A 15,893-nucleotide genomic window follows, 5' to 3' on the forward strand; every position below is an offset into this window, starting at 1 on the left:
ACAGACGATTCGGCTGAACGCGAGAGGAGTCCTGGACCATGCTCGGTGGATTGGCCAAGTGGATTGTGCGGTTCCCCAAGTGGTTTCTCGGGGCGGCCGCCGTGCTGTTCGTGCTCGCGGCGGTTGTCGCCGCACCGGTCAATTCCGTGCTTGCGGCGGGCGGTTATCAGGATCCGAACTCGGAATCCGCCCGCGCGCAGCGGGTACTGCTGCACGGATTCGATCGCGGCGGGCAATTGGTCATCATCCGACTGCACTCGATCCAGGGCGCCGACGTCGCGGTCGATCCGGCCGCCCGCGCGGCCGCGACCGAAATACTCGACGGTTTGAGCGGTTTCGGTTTCGTCCAGCGACCGGTGCTTTCACTGTGGTCCGATCCGGGAATGGCGAACGCGCTGCAGAGCCGCGACCACAGCTCGGGGCTTATCGCGGCATCGATCACCGGATCGGATAAGGAGGTCGAAACCCGGGCCCAGGTGATCGCCGATCGTTTCAGCGGCACCCGCAACGGTATCGATATCGCGGCGGGCGGACAGCCGCTGGGTTATCAACAGGCCGATGCGCTGGCCAAACAGGATCTCGTTGTGGCGGAGGGCATTGCCGTCGCGATCAGCCTGCTGGTTCTGGTTTGGGTATTCCGCGGCTTGATCGCGGCCGCGGTGCCGGTGGCGATCGGTCTGTCCGCGATTGTCGGCACCGCCGCGTGGCTGCGGGTCATCGCGACCGTGACCGACGTTTCGGTTTTCGCGCTCAACCTCGCTACCGCACTCGGCCTCGCGCTCGCCATCGATTACACGCTGCTGCTGATCAATCGATATCGGGAAGAGGTGGCATCCGGTCGAGCGCGGCCGGACGCGGTCGAGCGGGCGGTGACTACCGCGGGCCGGACGGTACTGTTCTCGGCGATTGTCGTCGCGCTCTCGCTATCCATTCTGGCGATATTTCCGATGTACTTTCTGCGCTCCTTCGCCTATGCCGGACTCGCGGTCGTGGTCTCGGCGGCGGTCGCCGCGATCGCAGTCGCCCCCGCGATGCTCGTGCTGCTCGGCGCTCGCATCGACAGCTTCAATCCGCTGCCGTGGCTGCGGACCCGCAATACCGAGCTCGAACATTCGGTGTGGTACCGGACGACGCAATTCGTCCAACGCCGGGCCGTTGTGGTCGGAATCGCCTGTGTGGCATTGCTGCTCACGCTCGGCATGCCATTCCTGGGTGTGCATTTGAGCTATCCGGACGACCGCGTGTTACCCGCTACCACCTCGACCCGGCAGGTTGCCGACGATATCCGGAATAACTTCGCGCAGAATATTTCGGCATCGATCACCGTCGTCGTCGAGCATGCCGGTACGGCGGACTACGGTCCGGCGTTATCGGCCGTATCCGGTGTCACCGGTGTCATCGGTCCTGCCGGGACCTATTCCGGAGGGCACCCGGTAGGTCCCGGAAATGCGGACGCGGCACGGCCCGGTGTCGAATATCTGACGGTGCTGTCCGACGTCGAACCCTTCTCACGGCAGGCCGACGATCAGTTGACCGCGCTGCATGCCGTTCCCCAACCCACCGGTGCCCGTGTGCTGTTCACCGGGCTCACACAGGAGAACAAGGACAATATCGACGGTATTTTCCGGCTGCTTCCCGTCGTACTCGGCTTGATCGCGCTCACCACCTGCGTGCTCCTGTTCCTGCTGACCGGGAGCGTGCTGCTGCCGTTGAAAGCCCTTGTCATGAACGTGCTTTCGCTCTCGGCCACCTTCGGCGCGCTGGTCTGGATCTTCCAGGACGGCAACCTCGGCGGCCTGGGCACCACTGCGACGGGCGGGCTCGTCGCCAACGTTCCGGTCCTGATGTTCTGCGTGGCATTCGGGCTGTCCATGGACTACGAGGTCTTCCTCCTGGCCCGGATATGCGAGGAGTGGTCCGGGGCGCCGAACGACCGGGCGAGCAATGATGCCGCGGTCGCGCGCGGCCTGGCCCGGACCGGTTATGTGGTGACGGCCGCTGCCGTGCTGATGGCGATCGTCTTCACCGGCTTCGCCACCGCCCAGGTCGCGATCATGCGGATGCTGGGCGTCGGATTGACGCTGGCGGTCCTGATGGACGCGACCGTGATTCGCATGCTGCTCGTTCCGGCGTTCATGCGCTTGGCGGGTCGAGCCAACCGATGGGCTCCCGCGCCCCTGCGCTGGGTCCACACACGCTTCGGAATCAGCGAAGGCGATGCGTCACTTCGGGATTCCGGCTCGAGATGAACTGAAAGGCGCGAAATGTCCACTGACAACGTCGGATTCGAGCTGCCCGATGGCACGGCCTTACGGGTACTCGCCACGGACACCGAACCCGATCAACTCATGATGGAACTTCGGATTCCCAGCCGTGGGCTGCGGCCACCGAAGCATTTTCATCCAAATCAGGTCGACGACATCGAGATCGTGTCCGGGCGGCTGGAACTGTTCGCGGACGGCAAGTGGCACGAGCTCGCGGCGGGCGATCGGTTCACGGTGGAACCGGGGCAGATTCACACCTATCAGAACCCGTTCAACGAGCCGGCGATCCTGCGCAGTAGGCATGCCCCGGTGGACAGTTTCGGTTGCTACCTCCACGAATTGGCGCTACTGGCGGAATCCGGCAAACTGCGCCTCCGGCATCCGATGACGCTGATATATCTCGCCTCCGTACTCGTGCGGCACGACGACTGTCTCCGGCTCGCGGACCCGCTGTCGCGCATCGCCGTGAAAGCCCTTGCGGTCGTGGCTGATCAGGTCGGCCCCTCCCGCGCGCGGCGGGTGGCCCGGTTCAATCGGCAAGTCACCAATCGGCTCGTGGGCCGTTGGGCGGGATCCCTTCCGCCCTGGGCGGTTGTGGTGCATCGCGGCCGCAAGTCCGGAAAGTCCTACCGCACACCGGTATTGGCTCGAGTCGCCGACGGCCGGGTGCTGATCGCCGTGCTCTACGGCGCGCGGACCGATTGGCTGCGGAATATCGCCGCCGCGGGCGGCGGCGAGCTCATCAGATCCGGAAAGCGATACCGCCTCGAGTCCCCGGCCGTGCTCGACCGGCGTGACCGCGACACACTTCCGCCGGTCTCACGGCAGCTCTTCCGCTGGTTCGCGAACGTATTCGCCGCCGACCTGCGTCCGATCCACAACGGCGTGACCACCATCGGGCGCGATGCACACTGACTCGATGCGCACGACCAAGGGTACCGAGTGCACGGCTGCTCACCCACATAGTGCGTGGGTGAGCAAACCGGGGATGTCCTGGGTGGTGGGTGTGCCGGTGTAGGAGAAGGTGACCGCGCGCCCGGCCGTGGCGGCGAAGGAGATGGCGGAGAATCCTCGGACGCCACCTACATGGCCGACAACCTTTGTGCCGCAAGGTAGTTGGGTGTATCCGAGGCCGAGACCGTAGGACATGCCGTCACCGTTGCCCATGTCGACCCCGTTCAGCATCTGTTGTAGTTGGGCCTGCGGTACCACCTGCCCGGCCAGCAGTGCGGTGTAGAAGCGGTTCAGGTCGGCGCCGGTGCTGACCAGCGCGCCCGACGTCCACGGCTGCGACGGCTCGATGCGCGTCACATCGGTGACGGTGCCGTTGATGGTGGCGTAGCCGGTCGGATGCGGGTCGCGCAGACCGGTTTCGCCGGTGGCCGGTAGATAGGTGCCGGATAGACCCAGCGGAGTGAGAATGCGGTCGCGCAGTTCATCGGTGTAGCGGTGTCCGGTCACCGCCTCGATCAGCATGCCGGCGACGATGTAGTTGGTATTGGTGTATTGGAATCGGGTGCCGGGGACGAACTGTGCGGGATGCCGCAAGGCCAGGGCGATCTCCTGGCCGGGGTTGAAGGTGCGGCCGTCCCGTGCCGCGTCGTACTCGTCGGTCTCCGGGGATTCGGTCGCTGTGGGCAGCCCACTTCGATGCCCCAGGATCTGGCGGACAGTGATCGCGCGCCCATCGACACCGTCGCCGATGAGCAGGCCGGGCAGATAGGTGTCGATCGACCGGTCGAGGTCGATCCGGCGTTCGGCCACCAGTTGCAGCGCGATGGCAGCGGTGAACGTCTTGGTTATGCTGCCGGCCCTGACATGTTCGGGAATATCGGTCGGGATCGGCGACCTTGCGGCGATATCGGCGACACCGGAGGCCACGACGGTGTTCACGCCGTTTTCGGTGAGCGTGGCCACCGCCCCGACCGCACCGGAGCGGATCAACGCGTCGAGATCGCCGCGCACCCTGTCGACGGCCGCTGACGGTATCGCGGAGGGCTCGACCGGGCTCGCCGTGCAGGCGGACATCAGCACCGCCGCCGCGCAGACCGGGACGGCAAAAACTTGTAAACGCATGATCAGACGGTAGGAACCCAAGGCCCGCAACCACATTGGACCGCAGTACTGCCCCACCTCGAACTCGAGTATCAGACGATGCCGGGTATTCAAGCCCAGCACGATCCGGATGGCGCGCGGGCGGACTGCGAATCTCGCAGCGGACGAACCGGATTCAGCCGAAGGGTTCCTCGCGGACGAATCGGGTCAGCGCGGCCGCGAACGCGCGGGCCTGGTCGTCGGGCCACGCGGCCAGGTGCCGGTCGAGGCGGCCGGCGAGGCGGCCGCGCATTACCTCGACCACCTGCTCACCGCGATCGGTCAGGCCGAGCAGTGTCGCCCGGGCATCGCCGGGATCCGGTGCGCCCCAAACCAATCCGGCCCGTTTCAGGCGGGTCGCATGGCGACTGGTCACCGATCGATCCAATCCGATCTCGGCGGCGAGCGCGGCCGCGCTGCGCGGACCCCAGCGGGCCAGCCCGCTGAGCACCGGATAGGTCGCGGTGTCCACCGCGGGATCCAGACCCTCGGTGATTTCGGCGTAGATACCCTCCCGGGTTCGCCTGCGCAGCAATTCGGCGATCGCCTCGGCGACCTGCGCGCCAATCCCCTGTTCCGTCATGCCCCCAACAATAGCGTGCATCGTGCACGCATATGAGGTACGGTCGACTGCGTGCACGATGCACGCAAATACTCGGAGGAGACAACATCATGACCAACATCGCCACCGCGCTCACCGACCTGCTGTTCGACCGGCAGATCTCCGTCGACACCGCCTTCGCACGGCACTTCACCACCGACTACCGCCAGCGCACCGACGGCGTCTGGAGCGACAACGCCGAATTCGTCGAGCACATCACCCACCTGCGGGACGTGATCGCCGACGGACGCGTCGAGGTGCACGACGAACTGATCTGCGGCGACCGCTACGCCGACCGGCACACCGTCCACGCCCGCAAAGTCGATGGCAGCGAGGTCGCCTTCGAGGTACTGGTATTCGCCGAACTCGCCGCCGACGGCCGCTTCCAGCAGATCATCGAAACCACCACCATGCTCTCCGGCGGAGCCGAGGATCGGGGGCTCGGCAGTGCTCGATGACAGCAACGACGCCCTACCCACTGGACAAGAGAGATGTGCGATGAGGAATGACACAGGCAGCACAGCCCAGGCGGTCGCCGATGTGGTCGTGGTCGGAGCCGGACCGGTCGGGCTCTGGCTCACCGCCGAACTGCGACTGCGCGGTGTGTCGGTGCTCGTTTTGGAGAAGGCCACGGTGCGCGATCCGCGCTCGCGTGCCGTCGGCATGCAGGCAGGCACATTGGACACCTTCGCCACCCGCGGTGTCGCCGAGCGCTTCATCGAGCGGGGGATGCCGGTTCCCACCGGGCATTTCGGTGCCGCGGGCACGCGGCTCGACTTCCGCCGCGTCGGGGCTCTCCATCCGTTCTCGCTGGCACTGAGCCAATTCGTCACCGAGCAATTGCTGGAAGAGCGCGCCACGTCGATGGGGGCCGAGGTGCGGCGCGGACAGGAGTTGATCTCGCTGACTCAGGACGACGAAGGCGTCGAACTCATCGTCCGTTCCGAAGGTCGGCACGTCACACTGCGCACCGGTTGGGTGGTGGGGTGCGACGGCACTCGCAGTGCCGTCCGCGATGCGGTCGGTATCGGCTTTCCGGGTTCGGACACCACACTGACCGGCTGGCTGGCCGATGTCGTTCTCGAGGATCGGCCCGAGGAGCCGCTCATGGCGCGCAATAGCGCCGGCGTCGTGATCACGGCTCCGATGGGGAACGGTCTGTACCGCCTCGCGGGTATCTCCACGGCGACCATGCGCCACGGCACCGGCGCACCTTTGACGCTGGAGGAGGCGCGGGAGTACACCCGCGCAGTGGTCGGCGATGATCTCGGCATGCATTCGCCCCAGTGGCTGTCCCGGTACGGAAACGCCACTCGGCAGGCCACCGCCTACCGCTCGGGACGGGTTCTGCTCGCCGGAGATGCCGCCCATATGTTTTTCCCCGCCGGAGGGCAAGGCATGAATCTCGGTATCCAGGACGCCACCGATCTCGGCTGGAAGCTGGCGGCGACGGTTCGGGGACGTGCCTCGGCGCGCCTTCTCGACAGTTACGACAGCGAACGGCGCCCGGCCGCGGCGGCGGTCATGGAGAACACCCGAGCCCAAGTCGCACTGTTCTGCGCCGAAACCCCGGAGGAGCTCGCTCTGCGCGACGCCTTCTCCGCAGCTTTGGCGCAACCGGAAACAAACCTTTTGTGGGCCCGGCGAGTGGCCGGTTTCGATGACCCCCGCTACGCCGTCGCCGCCGAAGCCGACGGCAGTCCTGCGCACCCCCTCGCGGGGACACGGCTCGCCGGACTCGCACTGCGCTCGGACACGCCTACGGGACCGGCTCCCCACGCATTGCTCCACGACGGCAGGACAGTGCTGCTGGACCTCGACGGCGAGCACACCTCACTCACCCACTCCGACGACCTCGCATGTCATTCCGCCACCGTCGACCGGGAGACCGCCGCCGAGCCGTGGCACGACATCACCAGCGTGCTGATCCGGCCCGACGCACGGATCGCCTGGGCCAGCACAGACCGCGATCCCCGACGCCGCGCCGAGAACGTTGCGGCCGTCCTGCGTGGTATGTCAGGACACGCGGTTCTCGTCTAGGCCTTGGGGACGACATCGTCGCCCGCGCCTCGGTGGTGTCGATCCCCTCCCGACAGTCGAGTGCCCAGTATTGTTGCCGCACAAGGCAATCGAGCTATCCGAAATAGGTCGGTGTGCGGGTGACGTAGGGCTCTTCCAGGGAGCGGATCTCGGTGTCGGTGAGGTGGATGTCGAGCGCCGCGACGGCCTCGGCGAGGTGGTGCGGCTTGGTGGCGCCGACGATCGGGGCATCGACGACCGGGTTCTTCAGCACCCACGCCAGAGCGACCTGAGCCATGGATATCCCGCGCTGCTGGGCAATTCGCTCGATCGCGTCGACGATCGCCTTGTCGGTATCGAAAATCAGTGGGCGGCCGTCGAAGTCGACATCGCGATTGGCTTCGGCGCGCCGGGTCGAACGGTCGCCCCACGGTTTGGTGGCGCGGCCACCGGCGAGCGGGCTCCACGGAATGCTGCCCACACCCAATTCGCTTAGGAGGCCGAACATTTCGCGCTCCTCCTCGCGGTGCAGCACGCTGTACTGGTCCTGCATGGACACGAACCGCGTCCAGCCACCGTCCTGCGCGGCATGCTGCATCGTGGCGAACTGCCAGGCCCACATCGAGGATGCGCCGAGGTAGCGGGCCTTGCCCGCTGTCACCACATCATGTAGCGCCGCCATCGTCTCCTCGACCGGGGTATATGGGTCGAAGCGATGAATCTGGTAGAGATCGACGTAGTCGGTGCCGAGGCGGGTCAGGGAGGCGTCGATCTGTTCGAAGATCGCCTTGCGGGACAGGCCGGAACCGCCCGGTCCCGCATGCATCGGCAGGCCCAGTTTGGTCGCCAGCACGATGTCGTCGCGACGGGTGTATTTGCGCAGGGCACGTCCGACGATCTGTTCGGAGGTGCCGTTGCCGTACCGATTTGCGGTGTCCCAGAACGTGATACCGAGCTCGACGGCCTGCCGGAAGAACGGTTCGGCGTGCTCTTCGTCCAGCGCCCAGGGGGCGCGCTCGGTCGGGACACCGAAACTCATGCAGCCCAGGGCGATTCGGCTCACCCGCAAACCCGAGGCGCCGAGACGGGTGTACTCCATGGCGTTACTCCTGTCGAGGATATGAACGGCGTGCACTACACGCTATGACCTGGAGTGCGCTCCAGATCAAGGACATTCGACGCGGCCTCGACGAACTCACCCAGGCCGTCCTGCTCGTATGCGCGGTATATCTGCCACTGGAACTCGATCCGGTCGCCACTGTCGTACGCGTCGGCAATGTCGACGAAGTCGGCGAACGGCCACGCGGCGGCCAGCTCCCGCGCGGTGGCGCCACCGAGCCAGGCCGCGGCAGATCCGGTGACCTCCGCCAGCTCGGTCGTGGCGAGCCAGCTCAGATTCGTCGCCCGCAGCTTGTGCCGCACGCGGAACAGGCGTTTGTCCACGAACGGCAGGACAGACACGGCGCGGTCGCGCTTGCTGACCAAGGCATCGAAGCCGATCAACGCGCTGAGATTCGAAGGGGGCTTTGATGTCAGAAATCCAGTCGAAGACGACGCAGGGCAGTGCTATTCGTGCGGGCAGCCCCGATTCCGCGGTGGATCGGGTCGCCGATTTCTATGCGGCCTATATCGATGCGGTCGACGACGGCACCGACGACTTGGGAAATGAGCTGCGCGCTCACTACCTGACCGAGGATCTGCGCCAACGCCTCGCCGCATGGGAAGAGGCCAATCATGCCGACGGCGTACTGCGGGCGCAGGACGTCCCGACCCGTTGGGAGGCCAACTACCACGACTCCGGTGCGGGGCATCTGTTCACAACCGTCACCTTGACCTGGGGCACCGGACCGGATGCCGGGCACACGCGGCTGGCGGTACAGAGCGATCTGTCCACCAAACTCATCTCCGATATCGAGGACGGATAGATCGTTCGCCGCCGTTGGCGGCACTCGATGTGGCGATTCAGGCGTTCCTCGGAACGCTCGGATCCGCGGCCGACCGTATGACTCGGTCCGAGTCCAGCGAGTGCGCGTCTGGTTGACGCGGCAGCACCTCGCCCCTACTGTCCCCCGGCAGAGGAGGTGGGCAAGCATCCATCTCATGACGATGCGGGAGATGGATATGCGACATCCCATGTGGGCAGCGGTGATCGGGTCCGCCGTGCTGGCTCTGGCGGGATGTTCGGGATCGACCGACAAGGCGGCCCCAGCCACGACCACCGCCGGATCCGTCGCACTACCCTCCGGCGTCGATACGCGACAGCAGTCGAAAAGCGATATCCAGTGCGCGGCTTCGGATTTGAAGGTCGGTATTCCCGGTTGGGATGCGAAACAGCCCGTGCCGAGCGTGGTCGTCGCCGAAATCGACTTCACCAACGTTTCCGGTCGCGCATGCACGCTCAACGGATTTCCGGGCGTGGCCTTGGTGGACACGGCGGGGCAGACGAACGATTTCGACCGCGAACAGTTCAAACCGCCGGTACCCGTGACGGTTTCAGCGGGCCAGACCGTCTCGGCGAAGACCTCCGGCGGACTCGGCGTCTACGACCCCGAGCATCCCGACGCCAACGCCACGTCGTTGACCATCGACCCGGCCCGTCTGCTGGTGACGCCGCCGAATACCTCGACAACCGTCAGCTTCCCGTGGCCTTGGCCCGGCCGTAAGGTCGTCGATCTCTTCGGCTCGACACACGCACGTCCCTACGTCTTCCCGGTCGGCGTCGGCGGCAACTGATCATCCGCCGCGGTCGCCTCCGAAGTATCAGCCGCGACAACAACGTCCAACAACCCGGGAAATCGCGCCGCCAGATCGTCGCGACGCAGCGACACCATCAGGTAGCGGCCGTCTCGGCGCTGGCGCACGACACCGCCCTCGCGCAGTATTCGCCAATGGTGGCTGGCGCTGGATTTCGGCACGCTCGCACCGTCCGGCAGTACTGTTCCGCAGCTGCGCTCCTCCCCCGTGGCCAGTGCTCGAACGATCCGCAATCGCAGCGGATGCCCCAGGGCCGCAAGGACATCCGCCAGTTGCAACTGCGCGCGGCCGGGGTGTGGGAGTGGTGGCACTGTTCGATTGTATTCGAACCCACGAACAGTTACAGTTCGATAGTTCCGCAAACTCGAACTATCGAACTGGAGAGTTGACCCGTGACCGTTTCGCCCGATGCCGCCGTAGTGCAGGAATTCCTCCGCGCGGTCGGCGCGAAGGATTGGCCCGCCGCGCGGGCAACACTGAACGAGGACGTGGTGTGGACGCTGCCGGGCACCGGCCCGATCTCCGGCGAGGCCCACGGCCCGACCGCGGTGCTCGACCGGGCGCGGACCATCACCTCGGCCAATGTGACGATCGAACCGCAACATCTGCACCTGGGCTACCGCAGCATCGCGGTCACGGTGCACAACACGGCCCGCCGCGCCGACGCCGAACTCGACGAGTGGCTCGCCATCGTCTTCACCTGCCGGGACGGCCGCATCACCACGATCGACACCCACATTTCCGATGTGCCGATGATGGAACGCTTCTTCGCCGTCTGAACGCCGGTGCCGGACAGCGTCGTTCAGGCGATGGACGCCTCGGCTTCGATGCCTACAGCTGAACACCACGATCCGGCGTTCCGGATACCATCGGTCGTGATGCATGTCGATTTGATGTTCGACTCACTGGATGGGCTGTCCGTGGGGGATGCGCTCGGCGCGGAGTTTCCGATCATGCGGCGGTCGATTCCGGATCTTCGGGCCGGTGACCTGCCGGGCGGGCCGTGGCGGTGGACCGACGACACCGAAATGGCCTGCAGCGTGGTCGCCGAACTCCTCGGCCACGGCGGGATCGATCAGGACCGGCTGGCCGGCGCCTTCGCGAAACGGTTCGACCGCAGCCGCGACTACGGCTTCCTGGCGGCCGACACCTTGCGGCGCATCCGGGATGGTGGGCACTGGCGAACGGCGGCCGGAGCCGCATTCGATCATCAGGGTTCCTGCGGCAACGGTGCGGCCATGCGAGTGGCACCGCTGGGCGCCTACTTCGCCGGCGACCCGAAAAAGATTGCCGCCGAGGCGATCCGATCGGCGCAGGTGACGCATATGCATCCCGAAGGCGTCGCCGGCGCGGTCGCGGTCGCACTCGCGGCCGGTCAGGCCGCCCATGCTCGCATGAGCGGGATTCGGCCCGCCCCAGCGGAATTCATCACCGCCATCCTCGACCGGCTCGACGACGGCGAGACGAGCCGACTGATCCGCCGCGCCCGCGCCCTGCTCGGCTCGTCATTCGAGGAGGCCGCGGCCGAACTCGGCAACGGATCCCGGGTAACCGCGCAGAACACGGTGCCGTTCACGCTGTGGGTAGCGGCAACGCATCTGGGCGACTACCCGACGGCCGTCGCCACCTGCATCGCCGCGGGCGGTGATATCGACACGACCAGCGCCATCGTCGGCGGAATCGTCGCCGCCAACACCGGCGCACCACCGGCCTGGCTCGCCGCGCGAGAACCGTTGCCCGGCTGGCTCGATCCGGTCCGCACCCGACGGCGGAAGAACTCCGGATTCATTCGAAGGTGGTTGTCCTGACATCACCAATTTCCTTGTAACCGAATTCTTTTCGGCAATTCCCCAACCCACTGGGGAATACGGGAATGGCGCATCGGTGTCATCATCCAATAGGTGAATAGACGCCGTTTTCTTGGGATCAGCGCGCTGAGCCCGCTCGCCGCCATGGCCGTCACCGGAACCATCCCCGCGCGGGCGGCGGGACACTCGTTCGGGTTCGCGGCGGATGGGAGCGCATTCCTGCTGGACGGCAAGCCCTTTCAGATACGCAGCGGCGAAATGCATCCGGCCCGCATTCCGGTGGAGTACTGGCGGCATCGAATTCGGATGGCCAAGGCCATGGGAATGAATACGATCGCGCTCTACATCATGTGGAACTATCTCGAGGAGCAAGAGGGCGTCTTCGACTTCACCACGGACAGAAGGGATTTCGAGGGCTTCATCAAGCTGTGCCAGCAAGAGGACATGTGGGTGCTGCTCCGGCCGGGGCCGTATGTCTGCGGCGAGTGGGATCTGGGCGGCATTCCCTCGTATCTGCTGCGCAATGCGGATATCAAGCTACGGGTGAAATCGGCGGACGATCCGCATTACCTGGCCGCGGTACGCCGCTATTTCGATCAACTCATCCCCCGGGTGCGGCCGCTGATGATCGGCAATGGCGGACCGATCCTGATGATCCAGATCGAGAACGAGTACGGGTCGTACGGGAACGATCCCGGATATCCGGCGGAAATAAGGCAACTCTGGGTGGACGGCGGCATCGACGGGCCGTTCTACACCGAGGACGGCCTCGATCAGGTGCGATCCAACCACAGCAATGTCTCTGGCGGCGCGATCGCGCTGAGCGGCGGGAACGCGTCGGCTATCGCCGAGGCGCGCAAGGCTTTTCCGGCGGTACCCGCGATGGCCGGTGAGGTGTATCCCGGCTGGCTCACCCACTGGGGCGATGCCACCTTCCAGGGCGCCGACAGCGATATCTCGGCCGACCTGAAGGCCTTCATGGAGCAGGGCCTGTCCTTCAATATCTATGTGATCCACGGCGGCACCAGCTTCGGCTTCTTCGCCGGCGCCAACGCCGACAATTCATCCGGCAACTACCAGCCCGACATCACCAGCTACGACTATTGCGCGCCCATCACCGAACAAGGAGTGGCCACCGACCGCTATCGCACCTATCGGAACATCATCGGCAGCCATCTCACCACCCCGCTGCCCGATATCCCCGAACCGATTCCGACGCTCCCGGCCGAAACATTCACCCCGGAGCCGTACGCCTCGGTCTGGGACAACCTGCCCGCCGCCCTCCCCGCCGACCAGACCGACGATCCGCGGCCGTTCGAAATGTACGGCCAGAACTTCGGTTTCGCGCTCTACCGCAAACCGTTGACCGGCTATACCGGCGCGACGCTCGATATCAGGTGGGTGCACGACTACGCGACGGTATTCCTGAACGGCAGATATGCGGGCGGCTTCTCCCGCGCCCGGATCCCCGACGAACTCTCCATCGGCCTGAACGTCACCAACAACAACGAGCCGCTCACGCTGCGCGACCCCGGATCGACCGGCTCCGAACCGGTGCTCGACATTCTGGTAGAAGGCATGGGGCGCACCAACTTCGGGCATGCGATGGTCGACAGGAAGGGCATTCTGGAAACCGTTTCGCTGCGCAACGCCGGGCCGCTCACCGGCTGGCAGGTCTTCCTGCTGCCGATGGACGAGCCCTACATCGCGGGCCTCACGCCGACGGTGTCCGATCCGGGCAGGCCCGGATTGTTCTTCGCGGCCACCGTCACGCTGACCACCGTCGCCGACACCTACCTCGACATGTCGGGCTGGACAAAGGGTTTCGTCTACGTCAACGACCGGAATCTGGGCCGCTACTGGACCATCGGCCCGCAGCGGCGGCTGTTCTGCCCCGGCCCATGGCTGCGCGAGGGCGAGAACCGGATCATCGTCTTCGACCTGCATCAGACCGAGGCGAAGCCGATCACCTTCGCGCCGACCCTGTCCTGAAACCGCTGTCCGATCCGCCGGTCAGCCACACCGTCGCACTCGCGGCCGCATCCACCGGGTCGGTTTTGACGTAAACGATTCCGCCGCGGTCGTTTTCGTCATACCACCAGCCGTTGGGAGCGCTGTCGAGATCGGCCTTGCTGGCCCGCTGGGTCAACGCGCCCGCGTCGGTGCGCACCGCATCCGGGGCGGAGCCGGTGTGCACCGCGAGCTCATAACGCCGTGCGGCCGGTTTCCCCTGATACGAACCGACATTCGCGCCGATCGTCACCTCCACCCCGGAGTCGGGCGTTCGCACGGTGAAGTCCTGGGTGGCCTGCTGTCCCTGCTGATAGGCGCGGGTCACCCCGTCGTCCTCGGTGAGCGTGAAGGCGCCTTCGGCCTGCGGATAGACGTCCAGGTCGAGTACGCCGGTGTCCCGGGTCCGCCACGATCGGGTGCCGTCGGGCCACATCGGCACCACCGCCCCGGCGCGGACGAACAGCGGCAGGGTGTCCAGCGGAGCGGAGTAGCCGTCGACCGTGGTCGGGCCCGTCCAGGTGCGACCCGTCCAGTAGTCGATCCAGGTGCCCTCGGGTAGGTAGATCCCGTCCCGCACCTCGGTATCGCTGTACACCGGCGCGACGAGAAAGTCCTTGCCGCAGAGGAATTCGTAGCGCGCCTGATCACCCCAGGTCGCGGGATCGTCCGGATACGCCAGCGCGAGCGGCCGGATCTGGCCGACGCCGGTCCGGTTCGCCTCGACGGCGTAACTGTAGCTGTATGGCAGCAGCCTTTCCTTGAGCTGCAAATACTTTCGGTTGATCGAGGTGTACGGTTCGCCGTAGCGCCACGGTTGTTTGTCGGCGGGCGCCCAGCCGTCCATCGACATGATGGTCGGCAGGAAGGCCTTCCATTGCAAGTCCCTGGTGTAGGTCTGCGGGCTGCCGCCGAAGATCCCGTCGACATCGCCGGTGTTGTAGGCGATTCCGGACATCGCCGAACCGGCGTAGGTCGGGATCTGCCAGCGGATGTAGTCGTAGGAGCCGGACTGATCACCGCTCCACAACACCGCACACCGTTGCGCCCCGGCCCAACTCACCGGTGTCCAGACGAATCCGCGTGCGTCGCTGTTGTCTTCGATACCGCGATGGGCGGTATCACAGCCGTCGAGGGCGAACTGATAGCCGGGACCGACCCAGGCCACATCCAGTTTGCGCACCCGCACCCCGGCCTTGACCTCCTCGTCCTGATGCGGCAGTCCGTTCTCGGTCCACAGGCCCAGCTGCATGCCGTCGTTGCGCAGACCCTCGCCGACCTGCCGCAAATTCTCGTAGCCGCAACCATATCCGTCGTTGACGAGCATCCAGCCGTTGGGAATCTGGTTCTGCACATAACCGTCCGCGATTTTCACCGCATCCATCGTGTGGCGTTCACCGCGGTTGGCATTGTGCAGGTAGCAGTCGGAATCGCCCATCTCCAATCCGTAGATCGGCGGCAGGAACGGGCGGCCGACCAGCGCGGTGTAGGCGGAGATCACCTGCTCGGGGTGGTCGCCGACGACGTAGATCGCGTCGAAGCGGCGCTCCTTGTGGGTGGTGCGCACCGGATCCGCGAAGGCGTATTCGCCGGGCGCGAAGGTGTTGCGCAGCACGCCATATCCGTTGCTGGACAGGTAGAACGGCTGCGAATTCGGTGCGCCGCCGTCGTTCCAGTTGTCGTCGGCGAAGATCTTGATGGTCTGGTCGCCGTGGCTGAATCGGCCGTTCTGTTCGCCGCCGCCGAAGAACTGCTCCTGCTCGCCGCGACCGAGACTCTGAGTGGCGCTGTCCTGGGTCCAGGAAAGCGGGGCCGTCTCGGCCCAGATCTGCCGGGTGTCGGCGGCGTCGTACAGCGCGAAACGCAGCGGGTGTTTGTAGGCGCGCAAGGTCAACTTGTCGGTCGACAATGCCCAATAGTCGCCCCTGTCAACCCTATTCGGAACCGCGGGCGCGGTCCCGGTCGGCAGCACGATCTTGTCGCCCGCCGGATCGGTGAACTGCCCGTCCGGAGCCAAATGCACCCGTACCGCACGGGAATTCGGAAAACTCACCCGCACGGCGGCCGAACCCGCGGACAACGTCGTCATCGAACCGTCGACGACAACACCGGTGAGATCGGTGAGTTGGCCCGCCGAATCGGCGCCGGCCGTAGGCACGGCAACCAAAGTGCCCGCCATCGCCAACAACAAACCAAGAACCAGACGCGCGACTCTCCACACAGGAACCTCACAGGACTTTCACCCGATCAAGCACGACGCGCCTAGATGTACCACCCGAACACCCACCCCTGCACTGGGGAAATCGACTGGGTGACAGGGGTTCCCGCAAACAATCGATGGGC

General features: G+C 65.7%; 15 protein-coding genes. 9 read left to right on the forward strand and 6 right to left on the reverse strand.

Annotated elements, in window-relative coordinates; translation table 11 throughout:
• The first annotated feature begins 38 nt into the window (after window positions 1–38).
• Together F5544_RS31625 and F5544_RS31630 are read left to right on the forward strand one after the other, a co-directional pair.
• The gene (locus tag F5544_RS31625; RefSeq protein ID WP_167476569.1) at window positions 39–2,249 is read left to right on the forward strand and encodes an MMPL family transporter; all 2,211 of its coding nucleotides are present in this window, start codon (window positions 39–41) and stop codon (window positions 2,247–2,249) included.
• Between the two features lie 15 nt (window positions 2,250–2,264).
• Window positions 2,265–3,179, forward strand: a complete 915-nt coding sequence (locus F5544_RS31630; RefSeq protein ID WP_167476570.1) for a nitroreductase family deazaflavin-dependent oxidoreductase — start codon at window positions 2,265–2,267, stop codon at window positions 3,177–3,179.
• Between the two features lie 39 nt (window positions 3,180–3,218).
• Here the strand turns inward: F5544_RS31630 and F5544_RS31635 are convergent, their stop codons facing one another.
• Window positions 3,219–4,340, reverse strand: coding sequence for a serine hydrolase domain-containing protein (locus tag F5544_RS31635; protein WP_238846763.1), 1,122 nt, complete (start codon window positions 4,338–4,340; stop codon window positions 3,219–3,221).
• Between the two features lie 154 nt (window positions 4,341–4,494).
• Window positions 4,495–4,941, reverse strand: coding sequence for a MarR family winged helix-turn-helix transcriptional regulator (locus F5544_RS31640; protein WP_167476571.1), 447 nt, complete (start codon window positions 4,939–4,941; stop codon window positions 4,495–4,497).
• Between the two features lie 89 nt (window positions 4,942–5,030).
• Here F5544_RS31640 and F5544_RS31645 point away from each other — a divergent pair, with 89 nt between their 5' ends.
• Window positions 5,031–5,417: a nuclear transport factor 2 family protein gene (locus F5544_RS31645; protein ID WP_167476572.1), complete on the forward strand. Its 387-nt coding sequence runs from the start codon at window positions 5,031–5,033 to the stop codon at window positions 5,415–5,417.
• Between the two features lie 40 nt (window positions 5,418–5,457).
• Window positions 5,458–6,999: an FAD-dependent monooxygenase gene (locus F5544_RS31650; protein WP_167476573.1), complete on the forward strand. Its 1,542-nt coding sequence runs from the start codon at window positions 5,458–5,460 to the stop codon at window positions 6,997–6,999.
• A 94-nt stretch (window positions 7,000–7,093) separates the two neighbouring features.
• Here the strand turns inward: F5544_RS31650 and F5544_RS31655 are convergent, their stop codons facing one another.
• Window positions 7,094–8,077 carry an aldo/keto reductase gene (locus tag F5544_RS31655; protein WP_167476574.1) on the reverse strand — a complete coding sequence of 328 codons (984 nt, stop codon included), beginning with the start codon at window positions 8,075–8,077 and terminating at the stop codon, window positions 7,094–7,096.
• A 35-nt stretch (window positions 8,078–8,112) separates the two neighbouring features.
• A complete protein-coding gene (locus F5544_RS31660) occupies window positions 8,113–8,481 on the reverse strand; it encodes a hypothetical protein (RefSeq protein ID WP_167476575.1) in 369 nt (122 codons plus the stop codon).
• Between the two features lie 26 nt (window positions 8,482–8,507).
• Here F5544_RS31660 and F5544_RS31665 point away from each other — a divergent pair, with 26 nt between their 5' ends.
• Entirely contained in the window at window positions 8,508–8,903 is a 396-nt protein-coding gene (locus F5544_RS31665; RefSeq protein WP_167476576.1) for a hypothetical protein, read from the forward strand.
• Window positions 8,904–9,078: 175 nt separating this feature from the next.
• The gene (locus tag F5544_RS31670; RefSeq protein WP_167476577.1) at window positions 9,079–9,711 is read left to right on the forward strand and encodes a DUF4232 domain-containing protein; all 633 of its coding nucleotides are present in this window, start codon (window positions 9,079–9,081) and stop codon (window positions 9,709–9,711) included.
• On the opposite strand, the gene F5544_RS31675 is transcribed toward F5544_RS31670, so the two are convergent.
• Window positions 9,678–10,043 (reverse strand): ArsR/SmtB family transcription factor, encoded by a 366-nt coding sequence (locus tag F5544_RS31675; RefSeq protein WP_167476578.1) that lies wholly within the window; start codon window positions 10,041–10,043, stop codon window positions 9,678–9,680. The two genes, F5544_RS31670 and F5544_RS31675, sit on opposite strands and share 34 nt — an antisense overlap.
• 81 nt (window positions 10,044–10,124) lie before the next feature.
• Between F5544_RS31675 and F5544_RS31680 the strand changes: the two genes are divergently transcribed.
• The 3 genes from F5544_RS31680 (at window position 10,125) to F5544_RS31690 (ending at window position 13,532) form a co-directional block, all read left to right on the forward strand.
• Window positions 10,125–10,511, forward strand: a complete 387-nt coding sequence (locus tag F5544_RS31680) for a nuclear transport factor 2 family protein (protein WP_167476579.1) — start codon at window positions 10,125–10,127, stop codon at window positions 10,509–10,511.
• Window positions 10,512–10,610: 99 nt separating this feature from the next.
• The gene (locus F5544_RS31685) at window positions 10,611–11,540 is read left to right on the forward strand and encodes an ADP-ribosylglycohydrolase family protein (RefSeq protein ID WP_238846764.1); all 930 of its coding nucleotides are present in this window, start codon (window positions 10,611–10,613) and stop codon (window positions 11,538–11,540) included.
• 93 nt (window positions 11,541–11,633) lie between these two features.
• Entirely contained in the window at window positions 11,634–13,532 is a 1,899-nt protein-coding gene (locus tag F5544_RS31690; protein WP_203217389.1) for a beta-galactosidase, read from the forward strand.
• Here the strand turns inward: F5544_RS31690 and F5544_RS31695 are convergent.
• Entirely contained in the window at window positions 13,507–15,708 is a 2,202-nt protein-coding gene (locus tag F5544_RS31695; protein ID WP_238846765.1) for a TIM-barrel domain-containing protein, read from the reverse strand. The two genes, F5544_RS31690 and F5544_RS31695, sit on opposite strands and share 26 nt — an antisense overlap.
• Between the last annotated feature and the right edge of the window lie 185 nt (window positions 15,709–15,893).

The organism is Nocardia arthritidis, from assembly GCF_011801145.1.
GTDB lineage: Bacteria > Actinomycetota > Actinomycetes > Mycobacteriales > Mycobacteriaceae > Nocardia > Nocardia arthritidis_A.

Bases quoted from the DNA above. Each gene is read 5' to 3' on its own strand.
- F5544_RS31650 (WP_167476573.1), top strand. From the start codon at position 5,458: ATGAGGAATGACACAGGCAGCACAGCCCAGGCGGTCGCCGATGTGGTC.
- F5544_RS31645 (WP_167476572.1), top strand. From the start codon at position 5,031: ATGACCAACATCGCCACCGCGCTCACCGACCTGCTGTTCGACCGGCAG.
- F5544_RS31630 (WP_167476570.1), top strand. From the start codon at position 2,265: ATGTCCACTGACAACGTCGGATTCGAGCTGCCCGATGGCACGGCCTTA.
- F5544_RS31640 (WP_167476571.1), bottom strand. From the start codon at position 4,941: ATGACGGAACAGGGGATTGGCGCGCAGGTCGCCGAGGCGATCGCCGAA.
- F5544_RS31625 (WP_167476569.1), top strand. From the start codon at position 39: ATGCTCGGTGGATTGGCCAAGTGGATTGTGCGGTTCCCCAAGTGGTTT.
- F5544_RS31665 (WP_167476576.1), top strand. From the start codon at position 8,508: ATGTCAGAAATCCAGTCGAAGACGACGCAGGGCAGTGCTATTCGTGCG.
- F5544_RS31670 (WP_167476577.1), top strand. From the start codon at position 9,079: ATGACGATGCGGGAGATGGATATGCGACATCCCATGTGGGCAGCGGTG.
- F5544_RS31655 (WP_167476574.1), bottom strand. From the start codon at position 8,077: ATGGAGTACACCCGTCTCGGCGCCTCGGGTTTGCGGGTGAGCCGAATC.
- F5544_RS31685 (WP_238846764.1), top strand. From the start codon at position 10,611: ATGCATGTCGATTTGATGTTCGACTCACTGGATGGGCTGTCCGTGGGG.
- F5544_RS31635 (WP_238846763.1), bottom strand. From the start codon at position 4,340: ATGCGTTTACAAGTTTTTGCCGTCCCGGTCTGCGCGGCGGCGGTGCTG.